22 protein-coding genes are annotated in these 24,610 nt (G+C 68.0%); 8 read left to right on the top strand and 14 right to left on the bottom strand.

Features of this window, described 5'->3' with window-relative positions; translation table 11 throughout:
• Nucleotides 1-3: 3 nt before the first annotated feature.
• Both L632_RS0105255 and hemA read right to left on the bottom strand, forming a co-directional pair.
• The gene (locus tag L632_RS0105255) at nt 4-1,224 is read right to left on the bottom strand and encodes a helix-turn-helix domain-containing protein (protein WP_028716447.1); all 1,221 of its coding nucleotides are present in this window, start codon (nt 1,222-1,224) and stop codon (nt 4-6) included.
• A 109-nt stretch (nt 1,225-1,333) separates the two neighbouring features.
• Nucleotides 1,334-2,563, bottom strand: a complete 1,230-nt coding sequence (hemA, locus tag L632_RS0105250) for a 5-aminolevulinate synthase (RefSeq protein ID WP_028711415.1) — start codon at nt 2,561-2,563, stop codon at nt 1,334-1,336.
• 170 nt (nt 2,564-2,733) lie between these two features.
• On the opposite strand from hemA, the gene L632_RS0105245 reads away from it, so the two are divergent.
• Complete coding sequence (locus tag L632_RS0105245) at nt 2,734-4,119, top strand: M20/M25/M40 family metallo-hydrolase (RefSeq protein ID WP_028711416.1); 1,386 nt, start codon at nt 2,734-2,736, stop codon at nt 4,117-4,119.
• 339 nt (nt 4,120-4,458) lie between these two features.
• On the opposite strand, the gene L632_RS0105240 is transcribed toward L632_RS0105245, so the two are convergent.
• The 5 genes from L632_RS0105240 to L632_RS0105220 all read right to left on the bottom strand — a co-directional run bounded on the left by L632_RS0105240 (nt 4,459) and on the right by L632_RS0105220 (nt 9,830).
• Entirely contained in the window at nt 4,459-4,968 is a 510-nt protein-coding gene (locus L632_RS0105240; protein WP_028711417.1) for a CarD family transcriptional regulator, read from the bottom strand.
• A 457-nt stretch (nt 4,969-5,425) separates the two neighbouring features.
• The gene (gene fdxA, locus L632_RS0105235) at nt 5,426-5,764 is read right to left on the bottom strand and encodes a ferredoxin FdxA (protein WP_028711418.1); all 339 of its coding nucleotides are present in this window, start codon (nt 5,762-5,764) and stop codon (nt 5,426-5,428) included.
• A gap of 162 nt (nt 5,765-5,926) precedes the next feature.
• Nucleotides 5,927-6,196, bottom strand: a complete 270-nt coding sequence (locus tag L632_RS0105230) for an RNA-binding S4 domain-containing protein (RefSeq protein ID WP_028711419.1) — start codon at nt 6,194-6,196, stop codon at nt 5,927-5,929.
• On the bottom strand, nt 6,193-9,099 hold the full coding sequence (locus L632_RS0105225) for a helicase-related protein (RefSeq protein ID WP_028716446.1): 2,907 nt from the start codon (nt 9,097-9,099) through the stop codon (nt 6,193-6,195). Before L632_RS0105225 ends, L632_RS0105230 begins: the two co-directional genes overlap by 4 nt.
• On the bottom strand, nt 9,099-9,830 hold the full coding sequence (locus L632_RS0105220; protein ID WP_028711421.1) for a tetratricopeptide repeat protein: 732 nt from the start codon (nt 9,828-9,830) through the stop codon (nt 9,099-9,101). The genes L632_RS0105225 and L632_RS0105220 overlap by 1 nt, the downstream gene beginning before the upstream one ends.
• 49 nt (nt 9,831-9,879) lie before the next feature.
• Here L632_RS0105220 and L632_RS0105215 point away from each other — a divergent pair, with 49 nt between their 5' ends.
• From L632_RS0105215 to L632_RS0105195, 5 genes are all read left to right on the top strand, one after another.
• Entirely contained in the window at nt 9,880-10,164 is a 285-nt protein-coding gene (locus tag L632_RS0105215) for an SCP2 sterol-binding domain-containing protein (protein WP_028711422.1), read from the top strand.
• Between the two features lie 3 nt (nt 10,165-10,167).
• Nucleotides 10,168-11,112, top strand: coding sequence for an alpha/beta hydrolase (locus L632_RS0105210; protein ID WP_028716445.1), 945 nt, complete (start codon nt 10,168-10,170; stop codon nt 11,110-11,112).
• Between the two features lie 89 nt (nt 11,113-11,201).
• A complete protein-coding gene (locus L632_RS0105205) occupies nt 11,202-13,052 on the top strand; it encodes a M3 family oligoendopeptidase (protein ID WP_232215649.1) in 1,851 nt (616 codons plus the stop codon).
• A 237-nt stretch (nt 13,053-13,289) separates the two neighbouring features.
• Nucleotides 13,290-14,471 carry a dipeptidase gene (locus tag L632_RS0105200; protein ID WP_028716444.1) on the top strand — a complete coding sequence of 394 codons (1,182 nt, stop codon included), beginning with the start codon at nt 13,290-13,292 and terminating at the stop codon, nt 14,469-14,471.
• Between the two features lie 37 nt (nt 14,472-14,508).
• Nucleotides 14,509-15,168, top strand: coding sequence for a glutathione S-transferase family protein (locus L632_RS0105195; RefSeq protein WP_028711426.1), 660 nt, complete (start codon nt 14,509-14,511; stop codon nt 15,166-15,168).
• A 30-nt stretch (nt 15,169-15,198) separates the two neighbouring features.
• Here L632_RS0105195 and ppk2 read toward each other — a convergent pair whose 3' ends face one another.
• Nucleotides 15,199-16,218 (bottom strand): polyphosphate kinase 2, encoded by a 1,020-nt coding sequence (gene ppk2, locus L632_RS0105190; RefSeq protein ID WP_028711427.1) that lies wholly within the window; start codon nt 16,216-16,218, stop codon nt 15,199-15,201.
• 217 nt (nt 16,219-16,435) lie between these two features.
• Here ppk2 and parE point away from each other — a divergent pair, with 217 nt between their 5' ends.
• Both parE and L632_RS0105180 read left to right on the top strand, forming a co-directional pair.
• Nucleotides 16,436-18,406: a DNA topoisomerase IV subunit B gene (parE, locus tag L632_RS0105185; RefSeq protein ID WP_028711428.1), complete on the top strand. Its 1,971-nt coding sequence runs from the start codon at nt 16,436-16,438 to the stop codon at nt 18,404-18,406.
• Nucleotides 18,403-18,738 carry a YnfA family protein gene (locus L632_RS0105180; protein ID WP_028711429.1) on the top strand — a complete coding sequence of 112 codons (336 nt, stop codon included), beginning with the start codon at nt 18,403-18,405 and terminating at the stop codon, nt 18,736-18,738. The genes parE and L632_RS0105180 overlap by 4 nt, the downstream gene beginning before the upstream one ends.
• A 62-nt stretch (nt 18,739-18,800) precedes the next feature.
• Here the strand turns inward: L632_RS0105180 and L632_RS0105175 are convergent, their stop codons facing one another.
• The 6 genes from L632_RS0105175 to L632_RS0105150 form a co-directional block, all read right to left on the bottom strand.
• Nucleotides 18,801-19,583 (bottom strand): inositol monophosphatase family protein, encoded by a 783-nt coding sequence (locus tag L632_RS0105175; RefSeq protein ID WP_028711430.1) that lies wholly within the window; start codon nt 19,581-19,583, stop codon nt 18,801-18,803.
• A gap of 66 nt (nt 19,584-19,649) precedes the next feature.
• Nucleotides 19,650-20,147 (bottom strand): phosphatase PAP2 family protein, encoded by a 498-nt coding sequence (locus L632_RS0105170; protein ID WP_028711431.1) that lies wholly within the window; start codon nt 20,145-20,147, stop codon nt 19,650-19,652.
• Nucleotides 20,148-20,188: 41 nt separating this feature from the next.
• Entirely contained in the window at nt 20,189-20,851 is a 663-nt protein-coding gene (locus L632_RS0105165) for an ABC transporter ATP-binding protein (protein ID WP_028711432.1), read from the bottom strand.
• The gene (locus L632_RS0105160) at nt 20,844-22,145 is read right to left on the bottom strand and encodes an ABC transporter permease (RefSeq protein WP_028711433.1); all 1,302 of its coding nucleotides are present in this window, start codon (nt 22,143-22,145) and stop codon (nt 20,844-20,846) included. Before L632_RS0105160 ends, L632_RS0105165 begins: the two co-directional genes overlap by 8 nt.
• 97 nt (nt 22,146-22,242) lie before the next feature.
• A complete protein-coding gene (ccoS, locus tag L632_RS0105155) occupies nt 22,243-22,401 on the bottom strand; it encodes a cbb3-type cytochrome oxidase assembly protein CcoS (protein WP_028711434.1) in 159 nt (52 codons plus the stop codon).
• 10 nt (nt 22,402-22,411) lie between these two features.
• The gene (locus L632_RS0105150) at nt 22,412-24,610 is read right to left on the bottom strand and encodes a heavy metal translocating P-type ATPase (protein ID WP_036697419.1); all 2,199 of its coding nucleotides are present in this window, start codon (nt 24,608-24,610) and stop codon (nt 22,412-22,414) included.

Below are 24,610 nucleotides of genomic sequence, written 5' to 3'. Positions count from 1 at the left end.
AGATCACTCCTGCACGGGGGACTGTTCCGGCTGGCCGGCAGAGGCCAGCGCGACCATCTCGGCCAGCTGCGGGTCCTTGGCGAGGTCGGCAAAGGCGAATTTCGCCGTCAGCGCATTGGGCGAAAGCTCGACATTCTTGACCACCTTGGCGCCCGGCGCGGCCGGGCCGTAGGTGCGGCCGTTCACCGCGAAATAGATCGCGCCGGAATTGCCCGCACGCAGCACCGGCGGCGCCTCGAGCTTGGGCAGGGCGAAACGCTCGCCCGCATCCATGGTCTTTTCCAGCAGCACCGTGCCATCGGCCGAGGTCACCCGCACCCAGGCCGGCCGGGCGGCGAGGATCTCGACTTCCGGCGCGTCGGGGGCCACGGTGCGCACCGCGGCCTGCTCGGCCGGCATCTGCGGCCCGTAGACCCGGTCCTGGGCCAAGGCGGTCCGGTTCGCGGGCTCGGTGCTTTCGGGCTGCATGGCCGGCGCGTTCAGCCCGGGATCGATGGCGGCGATGGGACCGTCGCGGGCGATCAGCACCGGCACCTCCAGCGCCTGCGGGCGATAGGTGCGGTCCAGCCCCTCGGGACGCGGCAGGTTGACCTGGGCCGATTCGACCGTCTCGGGTTCGGCCGCCTCCTGCACCGGGTCGAGTGCTGCGATCACGCCGGGGGCCTGGTCGCCGGGGGTCAGGTTGACCTTCTGCACCTCTTGCAGCACGGCCCAGCCGCCATAGCCCAGACCGCAGGCCAGCGCGACCATGACCAGAAGCGAGCCGATGGCGCGCGGCTCGATGGAGCTCCAGAGGCTTTCCTGCCTGGGCAGGAAGATCGGATGCGGGTTGGCCAGCGCCTCGGCCGGGTCGGCGGGCCGGCGCTGCGGCTTGGGCCCGGCGGCGGCAGGCGCCATGCCATGCGTGGGCTGAAAGCCCGATTCCTGGCAGAAGCGGCGGAAGGTCCAGTCGGCATCCATGCCCAGATAGCGCGCATAGGAGCGCACATAGCCGGCGATGAAACTGGGCGTGTCGAAGGCCGAGATGTCGCAATTCTCAATGGCGGCGACATAGGAGGCGCGAATGCGCAACTCGCGCTGGACATCCAGCAGCGACTTGCCCAGCGTGGCCCGTTCGCCCCGCATCAGGTCGCCGAGACGAATATCAGGATCGTCGAAACCGGGCGGCAATGCCGCCGGTTCCTCATGGCCATACGACGGGGGATTCCCCCTTAGCCCGATCATCGCGCCTGCCCCATTCTCTGCTGCTCGTCCTCCCCGAATCGGAAGACTCTCACAACTTGATTAAAGCAAGGTTATCACGGGCGCGAGAGGTCTTCACCCCGAAACCGCGTCAGGCGGCCGAAGTTGAACGGTTCAGTTTGCACTGCGACCACAGATTGTCCATAGCCCGCACCAGATGGTCGATCTGCTTGGGGTCATGCACCGGCGAGGGCGTGAAGCGCAGCCGCTCGGTGCCGCGCGGCACGGTGGGGAAGTTGATCGGCTGCACGTAGATGCCGAAATCGGCCAGCAGCATGTCGGACAGCGCCTTGCAATGCACCGGGTGGCCGACATGCACCGGCACGATATGGCTGCCATGGTCCATGATCGGCATGCCGAGGCCGCGCAGGCGCATCTTGAGGATGCGGGCGTTCAGCTGCTGGCGGTCGCGCAGCAGCTGCCCCTCGGCCGTCTTCAGGAAGGCGATCGAGGCCGCCGCGCCCGCCGCCACCGCCGGCGGCAGCGAGGTGGTGAAGATGAAGCCCGGCGCATAGGAGCGGATCGCGTCCACCATCTTGGCCGAGGCGGCGATATAGCCGCCGAACACGCCGAAGGCCTTGCCCAGCGTGCCGTTGAAGATGTCGATGCGGTGGCTCAGCCCGTCGCGCTCGGCCACGCCGCCGCCGCGCGGGCCATACATGCCGACGGCATGGACCTCGTCCAGATAGGTGAGGGCGTTGAACTCGTCCGCGAGGTCGCAGATCGCGGCGATGGGACCGAAATCGCCATCCATGGAATAGATCGACTCGAAGGCGATCAGTTTCGGCGCCTCGGGATCGTCTGCCTCCAGCAGCTCGCGCAGATGCGCCACGTCATTGTGGCGGAAGATGCGCTTGGCGCCGTCGAAACGCTTGATGCCCTCGATCATCGAGGCGTGGTTCAGCGCGTCGGAATAGATGATCAGCCCGGGAAACAGCTTGCGCAGGGTCGAGAGCGTCGCGTCATTGGCGATATAGGCGCTGGAAAAGACCAGCGAGGCCTCTTTCTGGTGCAGGTCGGCCAGTTCCGCCTCGAGCCGCTTGTGATAGACCGTCGTGCCCGAGATGTTGCGCGTGCCGCCGGAACCCGCCCCGGTGGCATCCAGCGCCTCGTGCATCGCCGCCAGCACCACCGGATGCTGGCCCATGCCCAGGTAATCGTTGCCGCACCAGACGGTGATCTCGGTCTCGGTGCCGTCCGGCCGCGTCCAGACCGCCTGCGGATAGGCCCCCTTGCGGCGTTCGATGTCGATGAAGGTCCGGTAGCGGCCCTCCTCGTGCAACTTGCCGATGGCCTGGTCGAGGGCGGCTGAGTAGTCCATGACAGATCCCTTGCCTTGCTTGAACTTGCTTGCTTGGGGGATCATGCTCCGATCCCGCGGGTCGTGACTTGATACGTGTCAATTCAAGGAAAATATAGCGCAAAAATGTCGCACTGGGACCAAGATCGCAGACAATTTTCTCCGAGAAAACCAATCAGGAAAGGCAGAGAATGAAGGACAATTCCAGAATCGACGAAGTGCTTTCAACGCTGGATGAGGAATTGCCCCGGGCGCTTGACCGGCTGGCCGAGTTCCTCCGCATCCCCTCGATCTCGACCGATCCGGCCTATGCGGGCGAGGTGCGGCGGGCGGCGGAATGGCTTTGCGCCGAGCTGGCCGCGCTGGGTTTCGACGCCTCGGTCCGCGACACGCCCGGCCATCCGATGGTCGTCGCCCATTCGCCCCGGGGCGACCGGCGGCCGCTGCTGTTCTACGGCCATTATGACGTGCAGCCGGTCGATCCGCTGGAGCTGTGGGAGCGCCCGCCCTTCGAGCCGCAGATCGAGGACACGCCGCAGGGCAAGGTGATCCGCGGCCGCGGCGCCTCGGACGACAAGGGCCAGCTGATGACCTTCGTCGAGGCGTTCCGGGCCTGGAAGGCGGTGCATGGCAGCCTGCCCTCGGACCTGGTGCTGCTGTTCGAGGGCGAGGAGGAATCCGGTTCGCCCAGCCTGCGCCCCTTCCTGCGCGAAAACGCCGAAGAGCTGCGCGCCGGCATCGCCATGATCTGCGACACCGGGCTTTACGCCGACGGCCGCCCCGCCATCACCACCCAGCTGCGCGGCCTCTATGGCGACGAGATCGTGGTGCGGGCGGCCGACCGCGACCTGCATTCGGGCAGTTTCGGCGGGCTGGCGGCGAACCCGATCCAGGTGCTGGTCAATGCGCTGGCGACGGTCAAGGATGCCAGCGGCCGCGTCACCCTGCCCGGCTTCTACGACGGCGTCGAGGAGCTTTCGGACGAGCTGCGCGCCGATTGGGCGGCGCTCGGCTTCGATGCGGGCGAGTTCCTGTCGCGGGTCGGGCTGAAGCATCCGGTCGGCGAAGCGGGCCGCACCGGGCTTGAGATGATCTGGAACCGCCCCACTTTCGAGATCAACGGCATCAGCGGCGGCTATACCGGCGAGGGCTTCAAGACCGTCCTGCCCGCCGAGGCCCGCGCCAAGGTCAGCTTCCGCCTGACCGGCGCGCAGGACCCCGAACGCATTCGCGAGAGTTTTCGCGCCCATGTCCGCGCCGCCTTGCCCGCCGATTGCACGGTGGCCTTCCACGGCCATGGCGCCAGCCCGGCCAGCCGCATGGACATCTCGGACCCGGCCTTCGCGGCGGCCAAGGCGGCGCTGACGCAGGAATGGGGCCGCGAGGCGGCCTATATCGGCGCCGGCGGCTCGATCCCCATCGCCGGCGATTTCAAGGAGATCCTGGGCATGGATTCCATGCTGATCGGCTTTGCCCGCGACGACGACCGCATCCATTCGCCGAACGAGAAATACGACCTGCAGAGCTTTGCCAAGGGCGCGCGCAGCTGGGCGCGCATCCTCGCGGCCTTGGCCTGAACCCGGCGGCGCAGGCATCCCGGCCCCAAGGGCCGCAGGATGCTTTGCGGGGTGCGCCCCAGCGCATCCTGCCCGCCCCGATGCGGCCGCGTTGTTCATGTCGGCAGCACCGGCAAAGGCGCGCATCCTCGCTGCGCGCTGCTGCGGCCCCAGGCCGCCCGAACCGGACGCGCCGAACGGCCTCCGATCCGGCCCGCGCCCCCTCGGACCGAGGCTGGCCAGCCCGGCGCGGCGGCTTGGTCGGGCTTATCAGGCAAGGCAGGCATATCGCGGCCTGCAAGTCTCCGGGCCAAGAAAAAGGGCGCCCGAAGGCGCCCCGTGCCGGCTTGGGCAAGGCGGTCAGGCCGCGCGGGCGGTCAGCACGGTCTCGACCCTTTTCTGGGCGCCGGCCTCGTCCATGCCGCTGACCGCGGCGACCTCGCGGGTCAGGCGGTCCAGCGCCGCCTCGTAGAGCTGGCGCTCGGAATAGGACTGCTCGCGCTGGTCGTCGTTGCGATGCAGGTCGCGCACCACCTCGGCGATCGACATCAGGTCGCCCGAATTGATCTTTTGCTCATATTCCTGGGCGCGGCGCGACCACATGGCGCGCTTGACCCGGGCCTTGCCCTTCAGCGTGTCCAGGGCGCGTTCGACCAGGTCGGGGGTCGAAAGGCCGCGCATGCCGATCTCGGCGGCGCGGGCGGTCGGCACGCGCAGGGTCATCTTGTCCTTTTCAAAGGAAATCACGAACATTTCGAGCCGCAGCCCGGCGACCTCCTGCTCTTCGATCGAAACGATGCGACCCACGCCATGGGTCGGATACACCACGAAATCATCGGGGCGGAATTCGGTCTTCTTGGCTTTCGACATTGGGCTTCCTTCGCAGCGGCGCCGCTACACGGCACAAAAACCCCCAAGGCGGGGCGAATACCCCCTTACGGGTCAATATTGTTGTTCTTGCACTTCTGACCGGGCAGGCGATCAGGACAGGCAGCAACGCCGGACGGGCCACAGGAAGCAGCCCGACCGGCGCGAGATGGCTGCACCATAGCATAAAAATCGCGCCGGTTCAAAGGTTCGCTGCAAAGCGGCACCGGTCCTGCCTGAAGAGAAATAATCGTTGAAAAACAGCCACTCGGCAACCCGTTCCCCGGCAGAACCGGTGCGTGACCCTAGGCGAATCACCTGCGCCCCGTCACAGTTCCGGCTTACCGGCTCCGGCCTTTTCTCGCCAGCGCAGCACCAGACAAAAGCGGCTTATGATGCACGATCAGCACAGTCGTTAGCTTTTCGAACGAACGGCCGCAAACCAACGGGACCGCCGGTCTCAATCGCCCTCGCCCGGGGCTTCCGAGAAGTATTTCTCAAGCTTGCCGGGCTGGCCGTCCATCTCCTGATAGCCGGGCATCGGGTCCTTCTTGCGGGTGATCACCGGCCAGGACTCGGCATATTTGCGGTTGAACTCGACCCATTTCTCCATGTCGGGTTCGGTATCGGGGCGAATCGCATCGGCCGGGCATTCCGGTTCGCAGACGCCGCAATCGATGCATTCATCGGGATGGATGACCAGCGTGTTCTCGCCTTCATAGAAACAGTCCACGGGACACACCTCGACGCAGTCGGTGTATTTGCACATGATGCAGTTTTCGGTGACGACATAGGTCATGGCGCGATATTCCTGTTTCCTGATCGGCTAGTTACGCCCGCCGCCGCCATCATTCAAGGCCGCCGCGGGCGAAAAGACGGCGATGCGGCCCGCGCCGGGCCGGCCCGGGACGGCGTTCCGCCGCCGGGGCGCGGCGCGGAACCGGGTTCCCCCGCGACGGGGCTAGAGCTCCTCGTAAAGCGTGGCCGCCTCGCTGGCGGGGCCGCGCCGCTCGCCCAGCAGCAGCACGCGCAGCACCCGCACCCGGCCATAGGCCGAGACGGTGACGGTATCGCCGCCCCGCAGCGCCTGCGCCGGCTTGCTGCAGGGCTGGCCGTTCACCCGGATTCCCCCGGCGCCGATGGCATCGGCGGCCAGGGTGCGGGTCTTGAACAGCCGCGCGTGATGCAGCCAGCGGTCGAGCCGGATGGCGCCGGCGCCTTCGACGCTCACGTCTTGTTCTTGAGCGCGGCGAGAATGGCGAAGGGGCTGTCCGGATCGGCCTGTTTCTCGGCACGCGGCGGGCGGGCCTCGAAGCTCTTGGGACCGTCATGGCGCGGCTTGCCCTTCGGGCCACGCTCGGGCCGGTCGCCCCGTTCGCCGCGCGGCTTGCCCTCGAAGGGCTTGCCCTCGCGGCGGTTCTCCTGACCCGCCTCGCGCTCGCGGCGCGGGCCGCGCTCGCCCTGCGGACGCGGCTGGCCCTGGCCCTGGCCCTGACGATCGCCCCGTTCGGGACGGCGCTGGCCGCCGCGCGGACGCGGCGCCCAGGTGAAGGTGTAGAACACCTCCATCTCGGGCGCGGGCGCTTCCTCGGCCTGCTCCCCGGCCTCGGCCGCCGCCTCGGCCTCGGCGGCCTTGCGGGCGGCCTGCTCGGCCTCCCATTTGGCGCGGGTCTCGGCGGCGAGCACGCTTTCCTCCTCGGTCAGCGGATGCTCGTGATCGGCCTCTTCCGGCGCCGGCTCGGCGGCGGGCGCGGCCTCGGCGCGGGCCTTGGGCCGCTCGCCCCGCTCGGCGCGATAGCCCAGCCCCTGCATCAGGCCCGAGAACTGCTCCAGCGTCATGCCGGTGATCGACAGCATGTCCGCCGTCGCCTCGAAGCCGCCGCGGCTGTCCTGGGTGCGCAGCATGTCGGCCAGCCGCTCCAGCATGTCGATGCGGATCGCCCGCTCGCCCGCCGGGTGATAGCCCGAGAGCGTGTAATAGCCCTTGGGCACATCCGGCAGGTTCGGGATCGTCACCAGACCGGGAGGCGGGCTTTCGGGGAACTCCGACAGGCCCTGGTCCAGGCCCCAGAGCACCAGCCGCAGCCGGGTCGGCGCCGGCTTCAGCAGCGCCGGCTGGAAGATGGTGAACTGGCCGAAGCGCACGCCATGCTTGCGCAACAGGCCGCGCGCCTCCTGGTCCAGCTCCTTGACCTCGGCGGCAACGCCCTCGCGGGGCAGGACGCCCAGCGACTCGACCAGGCGGAAGGCGAAGCCGCGCGCCAGGCCACCCAGCGTCTCGTCGTTCTTCAGCGCCAGCAGCGGCTCGAACAGGGTGGCGACCTTGCGGTCGATGAAATGCTGCAGCCGCCGGCGCACCTTTTCGGCGATCTCGGGACCGGCCTCCTCGTCGACGAAGGGCTCGACGCCGGGCTTCAGCGCCTCGGCGCCCTTGACCAGCTTGCCCACCGCCGAGCTGCCCCACATCAGGCCGCCCTGTTCGGTGAAGTCCAGCTCGGTATCCGGCGCGTTGTAGAAGCGGTCGGCGCGCAGATGGAACTCGGGGCGCAGCGCCTCATAGGCAGCGCGGCTCAGCATGCGCGCCTCGTCCCCGGTTGCGCTCGGATCGGCGTGGAAGCGGAAGCCCTCCAGACGGCCGGCGAACTCGCCCTCGACCGTCACTTCGCCCTTGTCATTCACCTCGGCCAAAAGGCTCTCCTTCTGCTTGAGCCGGCGCAGCAGCACGGATGTGCGCCGGTCCACGAATCTTTGCGTCAGAGCCGCGTGCAACGCATCCGACAACCGATCTTCTACCGCGCGCGTCTCGGCACGCCAATGACTTTCGTCCGAAACCCAGCCGGAACGCTGGGCAACATAGGTCCATGTCCGTATATATGCCAATCGTTTCGACAATGTGTCGATGTCGCCCTGAATCCGGTCGATGCGCCGGATCTGCCCTTCCAGCCAGTCGCCGGGCACGCCGCCCTCGCGCAGGAAGCCGAAGATCCGTGCCAGCAGCGTCGCATGCTCGACCGGAGAGATGGCGCGGAAATCCGGGATGCGGCAGACGTCCCAGAGCAGCCGCACGTCGCGGGGGTGCGACACCCTGTCGCGGATCTCGGGCATGGCGGACAGCGCCTTGAGCGCGCGAATATCGTCCGCCTCGCGCCCGCGCGCCAGCCATTCCGATTGCGGCTGCGTCTCGAGGCTTTGCAGCAGGCGCTCGACCGTGCCGAATTCCAGCGCCGCATTGCGCCACATCAGCCGGCTGATGGGCTGGAAGCGGTGGGTCTCGATGGCCTCGATCAGCCCCTCCTCCAGCGGGCCGGCATCGCCGGTGACCCCGAAGGTGCCCGGTTCGGTATGCCGTCCGGCGCGGCCGGCGATCTGGCCCAGCTCGTGCGGGAACAGCGGGCGATAGCGACGGCCGTCGAATTTCTCGGTGGCGGAAAAGGCGACGTGGCGGATGTCGAGGTTCAGCCCCATGCCGATGGCGTCGGTGGCGACCAGGTAATCCACCTCGCCCTGCTGATACATGGCGACCTGGGCGTTGCGGGTCCGGGGCGACAGCGCCCCCATCACCACGGCGCAGCCGCCCTTCTGGCGGCGGATCAACTCGGCCGTGGCATAGACCTCCTCGACCGAGAAGCAGACGATGGCCGAGCGCGGCGGCATCCGGCTGATCTTCTTCGAGCCGGCCCAGCCGAGCGCCGAGAACCGCTCGCGCCGCATGAACTGCGCCTGCGGCACCAGGGCGGCGATGGCCGGGCGCATGGTGTCGCTGCCCAGCAGCAGCGTTTCGTGCAGGCCCCGCATGTTCAGCAGCCGGTCGGTGAAGACGTGGCCGCGCTCGGGATCGGCGCAAAGCTGGATCTCGTCGATGGCGACGAAATCGGCGCCGACCTCGGGCATGGCCTCGGTGGTGGCGACCCAGTATTGCACGCGTTCGGGGACGATGCGCTCCTCGCCCGTCACCAGCGCCACCACCGAGGGGCCGCGCGCCTTGACGATGCGGTCATAGACCTCGCGCGCCAGCAGGCGCAGCGGCAGGCCGATGACCCCCGTGCGATGCGCCAGCATCCGGTCGATGGCGTAATGCGTCTTGCCGGTATTGGTCGGGCCGAGGACGGCCGTGACCCGCGATCTGTCGTTCATCAGGCGTCCATGCCCTGCAGTTTCTGTTCAAGGCGCAGCACGGCGTCCTGCGCATCCTGTTGATGGGGATGGATCTCCAGGCTCCGGCGAAAGGCCTCCAGCGCGTCGCGGTCGTCGCCCAGCTCTTCCAGAATCGTGCCAAGCTGGGTCAGCGCGCCGAAATGGCGCGGCTCCAGCCGCAGCACCTCGCCCAGATCGGCCAGGGCCGGGCCGAAATCGCCATCCAGGTAAAAGGCGATCGAGCGCAGATACCAGCCGGCCGCGAAATCCGGCGCGTGATCGGTCAGCGCCGTCAGGTGGCCGATGGCGGTGGCGGTGTCGCCCGCATCCAGCGCCGCCTCGCCGCGCTTGTAAAGCAGGTCCATCGCCGCCGATCCCGAGCGCGACCAGATGCGCAGGATGTCGGTCTCGGCCCGGGCCCAGGTCTCGCCGCCCGGCTGGGCCAGCTCGGCAAACAGCAGGTCCAGATCCTCGCGCTCGCGCAGCCGCGCCTCGGCCGTGGGCTCCGAAGGGGCGGCGGGTTCGGACAGCGGGCTTTCCGGTGCCGGATCGCCCTCATTTTCAGGAGAATTTTCTTGCGGCCCCTCGTCCTGAACAGGTATCGCTTGGGGGACCTGCGCCAGGGGCGCGGCCTGCCCCGGCTGCGCGCCGGCGAAGCCGGTCAGCCCCAGCAGAAGCGCTGCCGCAACGGCACGATGGAAATGGGGGACTGGCAAAAGCATATTCACCATGTAACTTTCCCCATCGTCTAATTCCAGACACGAGAACAGGAGATCGAGAATGAGCAAAGTGGTCGAGGCCGCCGTGGCCGCGCTGGACGAAAAGGCCAAGGGCTTCGACGGCACCGCCAAATTCGTCATCGAGGGCGAGGGCTCGGTCTATATCGACGCCGAGGGCGCCCGCGCCGGCGATGACGAGGCCGAGGTGACCCTGACCGCCAGCCGCGAAACCTTCGAGGGCCTGCTTTCGGGCGACGTGAACCCCACCACCGCCTTCATGACCGGCAAGCTGCGGGTGGACGGCTCGATGGGCACGGCGATGAAGCTCGGGGCGCTGCTCTCGTAAGCGATGAAGCCCGCACCCTTCAACACGCTGCCCGGCGACCCCATCCCCACGGCCCGCGCCTTCTGGCTGCGGGCCGAGGACGGGGTGCGGCTGCGCGCGGCGCATTGGGCGGCGGGGGGCGCCTCGGGGACGGTGCTGCTGTTCCCAGGCCGCACCGAATACCTGGAAAAATACGGCGAGGTCGCGGCGGACCTGAACGCCGTCGGGCTGGACGTGCTGGCGCTGGACTGGCGCGGGCAGGGCATGTCCGACCGGCTGCAGGCCAATGTCCGGCCCGGCCATATCGGCAGCTTCGCCGATTACCAGCGCGACGTGGTCGAGCTGGTGGTCGCGGCGCAGGAATTGGACCTGCCCCGGCCCTGGCATCTGCTGGCGCATTCCATGGGCGGCACCATCGGCCTTGCCGCGCTCGAAGCCGGACTGCCGGTGCAAAGCGCGGTCTTCTCGGCCCCGATGTGGGGCATCAACCTGCGCCGCGTGCCCGAGGCGGCGGCAATGGCCCTTGCCGCCACCCTGTGCCGCCTTGGCCGGGGCGGGCATCCCGCCCCCGGTTCGGGGGGCGAGGAAAGCTTCGTGCTGCTGGACCCGTTCCACGACAACCTGCTGACCCATGACGCCCGGCGCTGGGGCCGGCTGGTGGCCGAGGCCGCGACCTGGCCCGACATCTCGGTCGGGGGCGCCAGCAACGACTGGCTGCGCGCCGCCTTGCTGGAATGCCGCCGCCTCGCCGCCCTGCCCGCCCCGGCCCTGCCGGCGCTGATCGCGCTCGGCGACTGCGAAAGGATCGTCTCGCCCCGGGCCATCCGCAGCCGCGCCGCAGCCTGGCCCGGCGCCAGGCTGCTGGAACTGTCCGATTGCCGGCACGAGCCGATGATGGAGCGCGACCCCGTCCGCAGCCGCTTCATCGAGGCCGCGATCGCCCATTTCGCCGCTTCCGCCGCGGCCTGAAGCGGGGCGGCGCGGGCAATTCCGCCTATCGAACGGGTTGCAGCCCGGCCGTTCAGAGGTCACATCTTGACCATATGAAAGGACCGACCATGACGATTTCCGCCCGCCGCCCCCTGGACCGCATCCTGCCGCGCGACGAGAACGCCCTGCCCGTCGCAGCCGAAACCCCCGATCTGGGCGCGCTGCCGGAATGGGACCTGAGCGATCTTTACCCCACCCCCGATTCGCCCGCGCTGACCCGCGATCTCGAAGCGGTGGAGCAGGCCTGCTGCAGCTTCGCCCGCGATTACGAAGGCAAGCTGGCCTCGCTGGACCCCGGCAAGATGCTGGACTGCATCGAACGCTACCAGCAGATCGACATCCTGGCCGGGCGGATCATGTCCTATGCCGGGCTGCGCTACTACCAGAACACCACCGACGCGGCGCGCGCAAAGCAGATGGGCGACCTGCAGGACCGCATCACGGTCGCCACCACCAAGCTCGTGTTCTTCAGCCTGGAATTCAACCGCATCCCGGACGCGCGCTATGACGAGGTCTTCGCCGCCCCGAACGGCCCGGCGCGCTACAAGCCGGTCTTCGACCGCATGCGCGCCATGCGCCCCTACCAGCTCTCGAACGAGCTGGAACGATTCCTGCACGACAATTCCGTGGTCGGCGCCGCTGCCTGGAACCGGCTCTTCGACGAGACCACGGCGGGCCTGACCTTCGACGTGGCGGGCGAGGAACTGGGGCTGGAGGCCACGCTGAACCTGCTGACCGACCACGACCGCGGCCGGCGCGAGGCCGGCGCCCGCGCCCTGGCCGAGGTCTTCGGCCGGAACGTCAAGCTCTTCTCCCGCATCCACAACACGCTGGCCAAGGAAAAGGCCATCGAGGACAAGTGGCGCAAGATGCCGACGCCGCAGACCGCGCGCCACCTGTCGAACCATGTCGAGCCCGAAGTGGTCGAGGCGCTGCGCGACGCCGTCACCGCCGCCTATCCGCGCCTGTCGCATCGCTACTACCGGCTCAAGGCCCGCTGGCTCGGCCTCGACAAGCTGCAGATCTGGGATCGCAACGCGCCGCTGCCCAGTGAAAGCCCCCGCCTGATCCCCTGGACCGAGGCGCAGGCGACCGTGCTGGACGCCTATGCCGGCTTCTCGCCGAAACTGGCGGAACTGGCGCAGCCCTTCTTCGACAAGGGCTGGATCGACGCGGCGGTGAAGCCCGGAAAGGCGCCGGGCGCCTTCGCCCATCCGACCGTGACGACGGTGCATCCCTATGTGCTGCTGAACTACCTGGGCAAGCCGCGCGACGTGATGACGCTGGCGCATGAACTGGGCCATGGCGTGCACCAGCGGCTGGCAGCGGCGCAGGGCGAATTGCTGGCCGCGACGCCGCTGACCCTGGCCGAGACTGCCTCGGTCTTCGGCGAGATGCTGACCTTCCGCGCCCTGCTGGCGAGGACCGCCGACAAGGCGCTGCGCAAGGCGCTGCTTGCCGGCAAGGTCGAGGACATGATCAACACGGTGGTGCGCCAGATCGCCTTCTACGACTTCGAATGCAAGCTGCACGCCGCCCGCGCCAGGGGCGAGCTGACGCCGGACGACATCAATGCGCTCTGGATGTCGGTGCAGGCGGAATCGCTGGGCGACGCCTTCGAGTTCATGCCGGGCTACGAGACCTTCTGGACCTATGTGCCGCATTTCGTGCATTCGCCCTTCTACGTCTATGCCTATGCCTTCGGCGACGGGCTGGTGAACGCGCTCTATGCCGCCTACGAGGACGGGCTGCACGACTTCCAGGCGAAATATTTCGACCTGCTGGCGGCGGGCGGCTCGCGCCATCACAAGGAGCTGCTGGCACCCTTCGGCCTCGATGCTTCCGATCCGGCCTTCTGGGACAAGGGCCTGTCCATGATCGAAGGCTTCATCGACGAGCTCGAGGCCATGGAGGGCTGATCCGTCGCGGCCGGGGGCGCTTCGCCCCCCGGACCCCCCGAGGATATTTATGCAAGGAAGAAGCCGGGAAGCCGGGTTTTGCTTCTTTCTTGTCCAAATATCCCGGGGAATCCCGAAGGGATGGGGCGGAGCCCCTCTTCCTCCGAGAGCATCGAGGAATTGCGTTTGCGACAGTTTTCCGTCGCCTGAAACGCGCGACCGGCCTATCCTGCCGGCAAACAGGGAAAAGGGAACGGCATGATCCGCATGATCCGTCGCATCATCCTGGGCCTTCTGGGACTGGCGGTGCTGGCCGCCATCGCGGTGGCGATCTGGGGACCGGGTTTCGTCGAGCGCCGCCTGAATCCGGTGACTATGCCGGCCGGGGGCTGGCCCGTCTCGACCCAGGCGGAGGCGCTGCACCAGCGGCTGGTGATCGGCGACTGGCATTCCGACGCGCTGCTGTGGGATCGCGACCTGCTCAAGCGCGCCGACCGCGGTCATACCGACATCCCGCGGCTGGTCCAGGGCAATGTCGCGCTGCAGGTCTTCACCACCGTGACCAAAAGCCCGCGCGGCCAGAATTACAGCAGGAACTCCGCCGAAGCGCCGGACAACATCACGCCGCTCTTCATCGGCCAACTGCGCCCGCTGCCCAGCTGGTTCAGCCTGAAGGAGCGTGCGCTGGTCCAGGCCGCCGCCTTGCGCCGGGCCGCCGAACGAGCGCCGGAACAGCTGATGCTGATCCGCTCGGCCGAGGATCTGCAGACCCTGCTCGAGGCGCGGCAGAACGGCGCCAAGACCCTGGGCGCCCTGCTGGGGACCGAGGGCGGCCACCCGCTCGAGGGCAATATCGCCAATTTGCAGGTGCTTTACGGCGCCGGCTTCCGCCTGCTGGGACTGACGCATTTCTTCGACAACGAGCTCGGGGGCAGCCTGCATGGCGAAGGCGGCAGCGGCTCGGGGCTGACGCCCTTCGGCCGGCAGGTGGTCGAAGAGATGATGGCCAAGCGCATGATCATCGACCTGGCCCATGCCAGCCCGGAAGTGGTGCGCGACGTGCTGGCCATTCCGGGCACGCAGCCCATCCTGTCGCATACCGGCGTCCATGGCCATTGCCCCAGCCCGCGCAACCTGGAGGACGCGCTGCTGAAGGCCATCGCCGAAAAGGGCGGGCTGATCGGCATCGGCTATTGGGCCGACGTGGTCTGCGGCAAGACCCCGGCCGACATTGCCGGCGCCATCCAGGCCGCCATCGCGCTGGTGGGCGAGGATCACGTCTCGCTGGGCTCGGATTACGACGGCTCGGTCGATGCGCCCTTCGACGCCGCGCATCTGGCCGCGCTGACCCAGGCGCTGCTGGATGCGGGGCTGAGCGACCAGCAGATCGCCAAGGTCATGGGCGGCAATATGATGCGCTATCTTGCCCAGGTGCTCTGAACGCGCCTAAGCTCGCGCCGGAACCAGGAGAGAGCCCATGCTGACCGTCTATGGCGTCACCCGCTCGCGCGCCTCGCGCATCATCTGGCTGTGCCACGAGCTCGGCATTCCCTTCAAGCAGGTCCCGGTGATCCAGGCCTATCGCCTGGCCGAACCCGATGCGCCGGACGCGCCCCTGAACACCCGTTCCGAGAGCTTCCTGAAGCTTTCGCCCGCCGGCGCCGTCCCGGTAATCCAGGACGGCGACCTGGTGCTGTCGGAATCGCTGGCCTGCACGCTGCATCTGGCGCGGAAATACGGCCAGCCCTTCGGCCCGGCCGATGCCGTCGAGGACGCGCTGATGCTGCAATGGAGCTTCTACGCCTGCACCACCGTCGAGCCGGATGCGCTGGCCATCCTGTTCAACCACGGCAAGGGTCAGGCGCAATCCGGCACGGCCCAGGCGACGGTCGCCAATGCGGCCGAACGGCTGGTCCGGCCGCTGAGCGTGCTCGAGGACCACCTTGCCCGCCACGGCCATATGGTCGGCGGCCGCTTCACCGTGGCCGACCTCAACCTGGCCGAGATCCTGCGCTATGCCCAGGGTCATGGCGCGCTGATGGAGCAATTCCCCGCCGTCTCCGCATGGCTGACCGATTGCCAGGCCCGCCCGGCCTTTCGCAAGATGTGGCAGGAGCGGCTGGCCGAGCCCGAGTGACCCGGCTTCCGGTCCCGGGCCCGCCGTTCCCTAGCCCAAGGGCGGCGCGGATCGCCGGCGGTCGGGATGCAGGGACGTGCCGAGGATATGCTCGGCCGAGTGGATCACATGGCTGGCATGGCCGACGATCAGCGGATCGGGCGCCGCCGCGATGGCCGGATCCTTGTCGGGATAATCCAGCGTCGACAGGAAATGCCGCATGCAGTTCAGCCGCGCGCGTTTCTTGTCGTTCGACTTGACGATGGTCCAGGGCGCGTCGGCGGTGTCGGTATAGAAGAACATCGCCTCCTTCGCCTCGGTGTAGTCGTCCCATTTGTCCAGCGAGGCCAGGTCGATGGGCGACAGCTTCCAGCGCTTCAGCGGGTCGGTCTCGCGCGCCTTGAAACGGGCGCGCTGCTCGTCGCGGGTGACCGAGAACCAGTATTTGTAAAGCCGGATGCCCGAGCGGACCAGCATGCGCTCGAACTCCGGCGCCTGACGCATGAATTCCAGGTAATCGACCGGCGAGCAGAAGCCCATCACCCGCTCGACCCCGGCGCGGTTGTACCAGCTGCGGTCGTAGAACACCATTTCGCCGGCTGTCGGCAGGTGCTGGATGTAGCGCTGGAAGAACCATTGCCCGCGCTCGACCTCCGAGGGCTTGTTCAGCGCCACCACCCGGGCGAAACGCGGGTTCAGATGCTCCATGAAGCGCTTGATCGTGCCGCCCTTGCCGGCGGCGTCACGCCCCTCGAAGAGGATGACGAATTTCTGCCCCGTCTCCTGCGCCCAGATCTGCACCTTCAGCAGTTCCGCCTGCAGCCGGGCCTTTTCCCGCTCATAGGCGACGCGCCCCATGCGGCGCGGATAGGGATAGCGTCCGGTCTCGAAAGCCAGCCGGATCGCGTCCGGGTCAAGGCTGGGAAAGCTTTTCGGCCCGCCGCTGCCGGGCCCGTCCGGCAAGACAAAAGGCGGGGCGGCGGATTGCTCTGCCTTCCCCGCCTCAGCCACAGAAGACTCGCTACCCGCCGATGTGACCAGGGTTCCGCTCAAGATCGGGTCACGGTCCATATCCCTCGCTCCCTGTGCCATTTCCAGACATTGAAAGCTTGCCACAGGATTCGGGTCTCGGCCTTGATCCGCATCAAGATCGTCAGGAATTTTGCACAAATTGTTCATATTCTCACGCCACCCCTTGCGGTGCACCGCCGCCGATCCACTTTCCCTTGCCCCCGCCCCGTCGGGCATGAGATAACCGCGCCCCAGAAGAACAAGACGAGCAGGTGTCATGGCCGACGATCTCTTCCCCGCCGCGGATAAGGCTTCCGAAAGCTATTCGGCCTCCTCGATCGAGGTGCTCGAAGGGCTGGAGCCGGTCCGCAAGCGTCCGGGCATGTATATCGGCGGCACCGACGAACGCGCGCTGCATCACCTGGTGGCCGAAATCCTCGACAACTCGATGGACGAGGCGGTGGCCGGCCACGCCACCCGCATCGAGGTCGAGCTGCTGGCCGATTACTCGGTCATCATCCGCGACAACGGCCGCGGCATCCCCATCGACCCGCATCCGAAATTCCCCGGCAAATCGGCGCTGGAGGTGATCCTGTGCACGCTGCATGCCGGCGGCAAGTTCTCGGGCGACGCCTATCAGACCTCGGGCGGCTTGCACGGCGTCGGCGCCTCGGTGGTCAATGCGCTGTCGGACAGCATGGTGGTGCAGGTCGCCCGCAACCGCGAGCTTTACGAGCAGCGTTTCTCGCGCGGGCTGCCGCTTGGCCCGGTCGAGAAGGTCGGCGCCGCCCCGAACCGGCGCGGCACCACCGTCACCTTCCATGCCGACGAGCAGATCTTCGGCCATCACCGCTTCAAGCCGGCGCGGCTGCTGCGCATGGTCAAGTCCAAGGCCTATCTGTTCTCGGGCGTCGAGATCCGCTGGAAATCCGAGATCGACGACGGCGAGACGCCGCTGGAGGCCAGCTTCCACTTTCCCGGCGGCCTGGCAGACTACCTGACCGAGGTTCTGGGCAATGCCTCGACCTATGCCGACCGGCCCTTTGCCGGCAGCGTCGATTTCAAGGAAAAGTTCAACACGCCCGGCAAGGTGGACTGGGCGATCAACTGGACGCCGTCGCGCGACGGCTTCATCCAGTCCTATTGCAACACCGTGCCCACGCCCGAGGGCGGCACGCATGAGGCCGGCTTCTGGTCGGCGATCCTGCGCGGCATCCGCGCCTATGGCGAGCGGGTCAGCAACAAGAAGGCGGCGCAGATCACCCGCGACGACCTGCTGGCGGGCGGCTGCGCGCTGGTCTCCTGCTTCATCCGCGAGCCGGAGTTCGTCGGCCAGACCAAGGACCGGCTGGCCACCACCGAGGCGGCGCGGCTGGTCGAGGGCGCGGTGCGCGACCATTTCGACAACTGGCTGGCGGCGGATACGAAATCGGCCGGCGCCATCCTGGATTTCCTGGTGCTGCGGGCCGAGGAACGGCTGCGCCGCCGGCAGGAAAAGGAAACCGCCCGCAAGTCGGCGACCAAAAAGCTGCGCCTGCCCGGCAAGCTGGTCGATTGCTCGGCCACCAATCGCGAGGGCACCGAGCTTTTCATCGTCGAGGGCGATTCGGCGGGCGGCAGCGCCAAGATGGCGCGCGAGCGCACCACCCAGGCGCTGCTGCCCCTGCGCGGCAAGATCCTGAACGTGCTGGGCGCGGCCTCCTCCAAGCTCGGGTCCAATCAGGAAATCTCGGATCTCTGCCAGGCGCTTGGCGTCGGCATGGGCTCGAAATTCAACATCGACGATCTGCGCTATGACAAGATCATCATCATGACCGATGCGGATGTCGACGGCGCCCATATCGCCAGCCTGCTGATGACCTTCTTCTTCACCCAGATGCGGCCGCTGATCGACAAGGGGCATCTGTATCTGGCCTGCCCGCCGCTCTACCGGCTGACGCAAGGCGCCCATCGCGTCTATGTCGCCGACGATGCCGAGAAGGAGGCGATGCTTGCCAAGGGCCTGGGCGGCAAGGGCAAGATCGACGTGCAGCGTTTCAAGGGCCTGGGCGAGATGGATGCCAAGGACCTGAAGGACACGACGATGAACCCCAGGACGCGGAAGCTGATCCGCGTCTCGATCGACGAGGAGGAAGGCGGCGAGACCGGCGATCTGGTCGAGCGGCTGATGGGCAAGAAGCCCGAGCTGCGCTTCCAGTTCATCCAGGAGAATGCCCAGTTCGCCGATACCGAGGAACTGGACGTGTGATCCTGGCCGCCCCGATTGCGGTCTATGTCCTGGCGGCGCTGGCCGAGATCGCCGGCTGCTTCGCCTTCTGGGCCTGGCTGCGGCTGGGGAAATCGCCGCTCTGGCTGGTGCCGGGAATGCTGTCGCTGGCCGCCTTCGCCTTTCTGCTGACGCGGGTCGATACCGATTTCGCCGGCCGCGCCTATGCGGCCTATGGCGGCATCTACGTCGTCGCCTCGCTTGGCTGGCTCTGGCTGACCGAGGGCCAGGTGCCGACGCGCTGGGATCTGCTTGGCGGCGCGCTCTGCGTGCTGGGGGCGATGGTGATCCTGGCAGGCCCCCGCGCGGCGTAGGGGATCGTTCGAGCAGGAAGGTCGGGATCGCCTTGTCGGGCTATGCGGGACGAAGCGGACGGTCAGCCATTCGGCAAGAGCCGATCCAAAACCTTTGCATGGAGTTCGGGGGAGGCACTGGCGACGATGGCTCCACTCGAAGCGAATGACAGTGACCGTCCCTTCCAGTCGGTAATCTTGCCTCCGGCTTCCTGCACCACGGGGCACAGGGCGCAAATGTCGTAGGCGTCCAGATCATCGCCGTTGAGGCAAATGTCGATGAGTCCTCTGGCAAGCGCACCATATGCGGGAGCGCCGCCGTCAAAGACCCTCACCCGCCCCGCCGAGCGGAAATTCTGGTATCCTGCGGCGCTCTCGCCCCGGAAGCTGTCAGGGTTGGCAAGGCTGACCACGGCCTCCGCCATGTTGCGGCGCATGCTGCTGCGGACAGTCCGGCCGGCGAATGTGGTGCCTTTCCCCTCCGCCGCCACGTAACGCGCGTCCGGCATCGGCAAGTCGATGATACCCAGAACCGGCAGACCGTCCCGGCACAGGCTTATCAGCGATGCGAAGTTCAACAGCCCCGTCCCGAACTGGCGTGTTCCGTCGATCGGATCGAGCACCCAGGTGAAGGCGCTGCTTCCTGTGTCGGAACCGTATTCCTCGCCCAGAATGCCGTGCGAAGGGAATTGCCGTTTGATCCGCTCTCGCCATAGAGCCTCGATGGACAGGTCGGCCTGCGTCAGTGACGAGCCATCGGCTTTGTAGGTCACGGCAAGGTCACCGCCCCATGCTTTGGCAGAAATCTGCGCCCCGAGCTCTGCGAGGTTCAGCGCCGCTTGCATAAGATGTTCGAGGTCAGACATCGCGCCTCCCTGGATCAAGGGACGACATAGCTGTCGGATGGTAACGGCCGAATGACGGCTAAGGCCTCAAAACCGCATCCCGACCGAGAAGCTCGCTCCGTCGGTTCCGATCCCGAAGCTCGCCGCGCCGAATCTGATCCCGATCAGCGCCCCGGTCCAGACCTGCGCGGGCGTATGCTCGCCCGCATGGACGCGGCTCCAGCCGGTCATCCCCGCCGCGCCATAGGCCAGCGCCCCGGCCCCGGGCCGGTCGTCGAAGCATTTCCCGGCCAGGTCCGCGGCGCCGAAGAAGGCCGCCGCCGTATGGCCCGAGGGGAAACCCTTGCCCCCGCCCGAGGGCCGGCGCGAGACCGGCGCACCGTCGAAGAATTCCTTCATCCCCCAGACCAGCGCCGCCTGCAGCACACCGCGGACGGCGAAATCCTCAAGCCGGCCCTGATCCGCCGCGCAGACTGCAGCCGCCAGCGGCAGGCCGTATTTCATCGCCGTGCCGAATTGCTCGAACGGGTCCGCCGAGGCCGGAGCCGCCAGCGAACAGGCGCAGATCGCCGCCATCACCCGCATCGGCGCCCCCTTTGCCAAGCACATCCGGCGTCCCGCATGGCTCAGCTGCCCAGCCGGATCACCCGGTCCATGCGCCCGGCCAGTTCCATGTTATGCGTGGCGATCAGCGCCGCAAGACCGGTTTCGCGCACCAGCGCCATCAGCACGTCGAAGACCTTGTCCGAGGTCGCGGGGTCCAGGTTCCCCGTCGGCTCGTCCGCCAGAAGCAGCGAGGGCTGGTTCGCCAACGCCCGGCAGAAGGCCACCCGCTGCTGCTCGCCCCCGGACAGCTGCGCCGGCCGGTGATCCCCGCGATGCGACAGCCCGACCCGGCCCAGCAGGTCCAGCGCCCGCGCCCGCGCCGCGCCCCGGGCGATGCCGTTGGCCAGTTGCGGCAGGACGATATTCTCCGCGGCCGAGAATTCCGGCAGCAGGTGGTGGAACTGATAGACGAAACCCAGCTGTTCGCGCCGCGCCTCGGTCCGCGCCCGGTCGCTTTGCCCGGCCATGTCGCGGCCATTGATCGCCACCCGCCCCGCATCGGGCATGTCCAGCAGGCCGGCAATATGCAGCAGCGTGGACTTGCCGGCGCCCGAGGGGGCGACCAGCGCCACCACCTCGCCCCGGCCGACGCGCAGCGACAGCCGGTCCAGAACCGGCACCGGCGCGGGACCCCCGATGCCGTAAGTCTTGGAAATCCCTTCCAGAACCAGGACGTCATTCATAGCGCAGCGCCTCGACCGGATTCATGCGCGCGGCGCGGCGCGCGGGAAAGATGGTGACGATGAAGGACAGGGCCAGCGACAGGGCCGCCGCGCGGAAGATGTCCCAGGCCCGCAGATCGGCGGTGAGCTGGTAGATGCCGCGCACCTCGGGCTGCCAGGCATTGCCGCCGGTCAGGGCGTTCAGCGCCGCCATGATATGGTCGACGTTCAGCGACAGCGCCACGCCCAGCACCACGCCGGCGAGGGTGCCGATCACCCCGGTAAAGGCGCCGCAAAGGAAGAAGACCCGCAGCACCGCGCCCTCGGTCAGGCCCATGGTGCGCAGGATGCCGATGTCGCGGCCCTTGTTCTTGACCAGCATGATCAGCCCCGAGGTGATGTTCATCGAGGCGATCAGCACCAGGATCGACAGGATGACGAACATCACGTCATCCTCCATGTCGAGCGCCGCCAGGAACGAGCCCGAGGCGTCGCGCCAGGTCCAGACCTGCCCGCGCTCGCCCGCCGCCTGCAAAAGCGGCAGGGTCCAGTCGTCGACCCGCTCGGGATCGGCGACGAAGACCCCGATCTCGTCGGCGACGCCCTCGCGGTTGAAGAAGGTCTGCGCCTCGGCCATGGGCATGTAGATGCGCGCCTTGTCCACGTCGTAGCGCCCGGCCGAGAAGATATAGACCACCTCATAGGCCTCGATGCGCGGGGTGGTGCCGAAGGCGGTCCTGGCACCCTCGGGCGCGACCAGTTGCAGCCGGTCGCCAACCCCGATGCCCAGATCGCGCGCCATGCCGACGCCGATGGCGATGCCCTTGTCGAAATCCTCGGGATCGCCGGCAGCGCGTTCCGGGTCGGCGATGCCCGGCATGGATTTCAGCGCCTCCAGCGTGATGCCGTAGACGTCGCCCACCCCCATGGCATCGCCCTGCCGCGCCATGACCTGCGCGCGAACCGCCGGAACCGCGCGGGTCACGCCGGGGATCTGCGCGATCTTCGCGGCCAGCGCCTCGTAATCCTCGATCCGGCCGGGGGTGACATAGGTCTCTTCGGTCAGTTCGTTATAGATCTGCGTGGGCGCGTAATAGACCGTGCTATGGGCGTTGGCGCCCAGGATGGTATCGACGAAATCGGCGCGAAAGCCGGCGCGCACGGCCAGGGTGGTGATCAGCGCCATGACGCCCAGGGTGATGCCGATCAGGCTGATCCAGGTCATCACGCTGACCCCGCCCTCGGCGCGGCGGGCGCGCAGATAGCGCCAGGCGATCAGGAATTCGTAACGCGAAAACGGGGCGGGACTGGCCATCGCTCACCTGTCTGTTGGCTCGCGCCTGATTGGCCTTTCGGCGGTGACAATGCAAGCCAACAAGGCCGTGACCGCGGACCCAGGCCGCAGCCCGGCATCACGGTTTCGGATGATCGTCCCATTCCGGGCTGAGGATCCGTTCGGCATCGCCCTTGGGATCGTCGTATTGCCGGCCGCGCAGCGACCAGATGAAGGCCAGGAGGCCAAGCCCGCCAAGCCCCAGCGAGACCGGAATGAGAAGGCCGAGGATTTCCATCTTCCCCCCTTTACCGCAGCCGCAGCGCGTTCAGCGTCACGCTGATCGAGCTCAGCGACATGGCCAGCGCCGCCATCAGGGGCGTGGCGAAGCCCGCGATGGCGATGGGCACCGCGACGATGTTGTAGATCAGCGAGATGGCGAAATTCTCCTTGATGCGGGCACGGGCGCTTCGCGCCAGTTCCAGCGCCTCGGCAACCGGGGCCAGGTCGCTGCCCATCAGCACCATATCCGAGGCCGTCCGCGCCGCATCCAGTGCCGAGGCGGGCGAGATCGAGACATGCGCCTCGGTCAGCGCGGCGGTGTCGTTGAGCCCGTCGCCGACCATCAGCGGATGCAGCCCCTCCTGCCGCAGCCGGCGCAGGGTCTCGGCCTTTTCGACCGGGGTGACGCCGGCCCGCCATTCCGCGATGCCGAGCCGCCGCGCCAGATCCTCGACCACCGGCGCGGCATCGCCCGACAGCAGCATCACCCGGCGGCCTGAGCCCAGCAGCCGCGCCACGCAGGTCTCGGCCCCTGGCCGCAGCCGGTCCGAGAACTCCAGCCGGATCGGCGCCCCCTGCCCGAGCGACAGCCAGCTTGCCGAAAGCGTCGCGTCGCCATGCTCGGCCCCCAGCCAGTCGGCACGGCCCAGCCGCACCTCGCGCCCCTGCCACAGGCCGGAAATGCCATAGCCCGGCACCTCGCGCAGGTCGGCCAGCGCGGCGGGCTCGGTGCCGGCATCGACCAGCGCCTGCGCCAGAGCCTGCGACAAGGGATGCCCCGAACCCTGCGCCAGGGCCAGCGCCACGGGCCGGGCCTCCGCCGGGATCGGGTCCAGCAAGACCAACTGCGGCACGCCCAGCGTCAGGGTGCCGGTCTTGTCGAAGACCACGGCATCGACCTCGGCCAGACGCTCCAGCGCGGTGCCGTCCTTGATCAGCATGCCGCGCCGGAACAGTCGGCCCGAGGCCGCGGTGATCACCGCCGGCACCGCCAGACCCAGCGCGCAGGGACAGGTGATGATCAGCACCGCCGCCGCCACGTTCACCGCCAGCCGCAGGTCATGCGTGGTCAGATACCAGCCAAGGAAGCTGCAGAAGGCCAGAAGATGCACCAGCGGCGAATAAAGCCGCGAGGCGCGGTCGGCCAGCCCGGTGTAATGCCCGCGCGCCGATTCCGCCGCCGCCACCAGCGCCGTCAGCCGCGCCAGCGAACTGTCGCGCCCGGCCGCCGTCACCCGCATGACCAGCGGTCCGGTCAGGTTCGCCTCGCCCGCCGAAAGCGCGAAGCCGGGGCCGGCGGGAACCGGAATGCTCTCGCCGGTCAGGAGCGAGCGGTCGATCTCGCTGCTGCCTTCGGCGATCTCGCCATCGGCGGGGATGCGGGCGCCGGGGCGGATGCGGATCAGATCGCCGGGGCGCAGCTCGGCCACCGGCACCGGCTCGTCGCCGGCCGGGGTGATGCGGAAGGCGCGCGGCACCTCCAGCGCGGTCAGCTCCTCGGCGGCGGAACGGGCGACGGCGCGGGTGCGATAGTCGAGATAGCGCCCGATCAGCAGGAAGAAGCACAGCATCACCGCCGCGTCGAAATAGGCGTGATGGCCGGAATGCAGCGTCTCGTAGACCGAGATGGCGCTGGCCAGGATCAGCGCCAGCGAGATCGGCACGTCCATCCCCAGCCGGCCATGCCGCAGCGCCCGCCAGGCGCTGGAAAAGAAGGGCTGGCCAGCAAAGGCCACGGTCGGCAGGGCGATGGCACCGGAAATCCAGTGGAACATGTCGCGCGTCGCGTCCTCGGCCCCCGACCAGACGGCAACCGACAGGATCATGATGTTCATCATCGCAAAGCCCGACACGCCGATGCGCATCAGGATGTCGCGGCCCTGGCGGTCGGCGGCGCTGGCCGACAGCGCCGCGGGGTCGAGCTCATGCGCCTCGTAGCCGATGCTCTCGACCACGGGGATCAGCTCCTCGGCGGTCAGGCCGGGCGCATCCACGGTCACGCGGCGCAGCGTCAGGTTGACCCGCGCATCCCTGACGCCGGGATGGCGGTTCAGCACCCGCTCGACATCGGTGATGCAGGTCGCGCAATGAATGGTGGGCAGTGACAGGATGACCTCGTCCTGCCCGCCCCGGGCTCCGGCGATGCGCTGCGCGAGCGGTGCGGCATCGCAGGCCGGGCAGGCCGAGAGCCGGGCGTCGTGGTCGTGCAGCGCGGCGTCCGACAT

This window comes from Paracoccus sp. J39 (genome assembly GCF_000518925.1).
Classification (GTDB): domain Bacteria; phylum Pseudomonadota; class Alphaproteobacteria; order Rhodobacterales; family Rhodobacteraceae; genus Paracoccus.
Note: the sequence above shows the minus strand (reverse complement) of the source record. Positions and strands in the feature narration are given on the sequence as shown.

Bases quoted from the DNA above. Each gene is read 5' to 3' on its own strand.
- L632_RS0105255 (WP_028716447.1), bottom strand. From the start codon at position 1,224: ATGATCGGGCTAAGGGGGAATCCCCCGTCGTATGGCCATGAGGAACCG.
- hemA (WP_028711415.1), bottom strand. From the start codon at position 2,563: ATGGACTACTCAGCCGCCCTCGACCAGGCCATCGGCAAGTTGCACGAG.
- L632_RS0105245 (WP_028711416.1), top strand. From the start codon at position 2,734: ATGAAGGACAATTCCAGAATCGACGAAGTGCTTTCAACGCTGGATGAG.
- L632_RS0105240 (WP_028711417.1), bottom strand. From the start codon at position 4,968: ATGTCGAAAGCCAAGAAGACCGAATTCCGCCCCGATGATTTCGTGGTG.
- fdxA (WP_028711418.1), bottom strand. From the start codon at position 5,764: ATGACCTATGTCGTCACCGAAAACTGCATCATGTGCAAATACACCGAC.
- L632_RS0105225 (WP_028716446.1), bottom strand. From the start codon at position 9,099: ATGAACGACAGATCGCGGGTCACGGCCGTCCTCGGCCCGACCAATACC.
- L632_RS0105220 (WP_028711421.1), bottom strand. From the start codon at position 9,830: ATGGTGAATATGCTTTTGCCAGTCCCCCATTTCCATCGTGCCGTTGCG.
- L632_RS0105215 (WP_028711422.1), top strand. From the start codon at position 9,880: ATGAGCAAAGTGGTCGAGGCCGCCGTGGCCGCGCTGGACGAAAAGGCC.
- L632_RS0105210 (WP_028716445.1), top strand. From the start codon at position 10,168: ATGAAGCCCGCACCCTTCAACACGCTGCCCGGCGACCCCATCCCCACG.
- L632_RS0105205 (WP_232215649.1), top strand. From the start codon at position 11,202: ATGACGATTTCCGCCCGCCGCCCCCTGGACCGCATCCTGCCGCGCGAC.
- L632_RS0105200 (WP_028716444.1), top strand. From the start codon at position 13,290: ATGATCCGCATGATCCGTCGCATCATCCTGGGCCTTCTGGGACTGGCG.
- L632_RS0105195 (WP_028711426.1), top strand. From the start codon at position 14,509: ATGCTGACCGTCTATGGCGTCACCCGCTCGCGCGCCTCGCGCATCATC.
- ppk2 (WP_028711427.1), bottom strand. From the start codon at position 16,218: ATGGACCGTGACCCGATCTTGAGCGGAACCCTGGTCACATCGGCGGGT.
- parE (WP_028711428.1), top strand. From the start codon at position 16,436: ATGGCCGACGATCTCTTCCCCGCCGCGGATAAGGCTTCCGAAAGCTAT.
- L632_RS0105175 (WP_028711430.1), bottom strand. From the start codon at position 19,583: ATGTCTGACCTCGAACATCTTATGCAAGCGGCGCTGAACCTCGCAGAG.
- L632_RS0105170 (WP_028711431.1), bottom strand. From the start codon at position 20,147: ATGCGGGTGATGGCGGCGATCTGCGCCTGTTCGCTGGCGGCTCCGGCC.
- L632_RS0105165 (WP_028711432.1), bottom strand. From the start codon at position 20,851: ATGAATGACGTCCTGGTTCTGGAAGGGATTTCCAAGACTTACGGCATC.
- L632_RS0105160 (WP_028711433.1), bottom strand. From the start codon at position 22,145: ATGGCCAGTCCCGCCCCGTTTTCGCGTTACGAATTCCTGATCGCCTGG.
- ccoS (WP_028711434.1), bottom strand. From the start codon at position 22,401: ATGGAAATCCTCGGCCTTCTCATTCCGGTCTCGCTGGGGCTTGGCGGG.
- L632_RS0105150 (WP_036697419.1), bottom strand. From the start codon at position 24,610: ATGTCGGACGCCGCGCTGCACGACCACGACGCCCGGCTCTCGGCCTGC.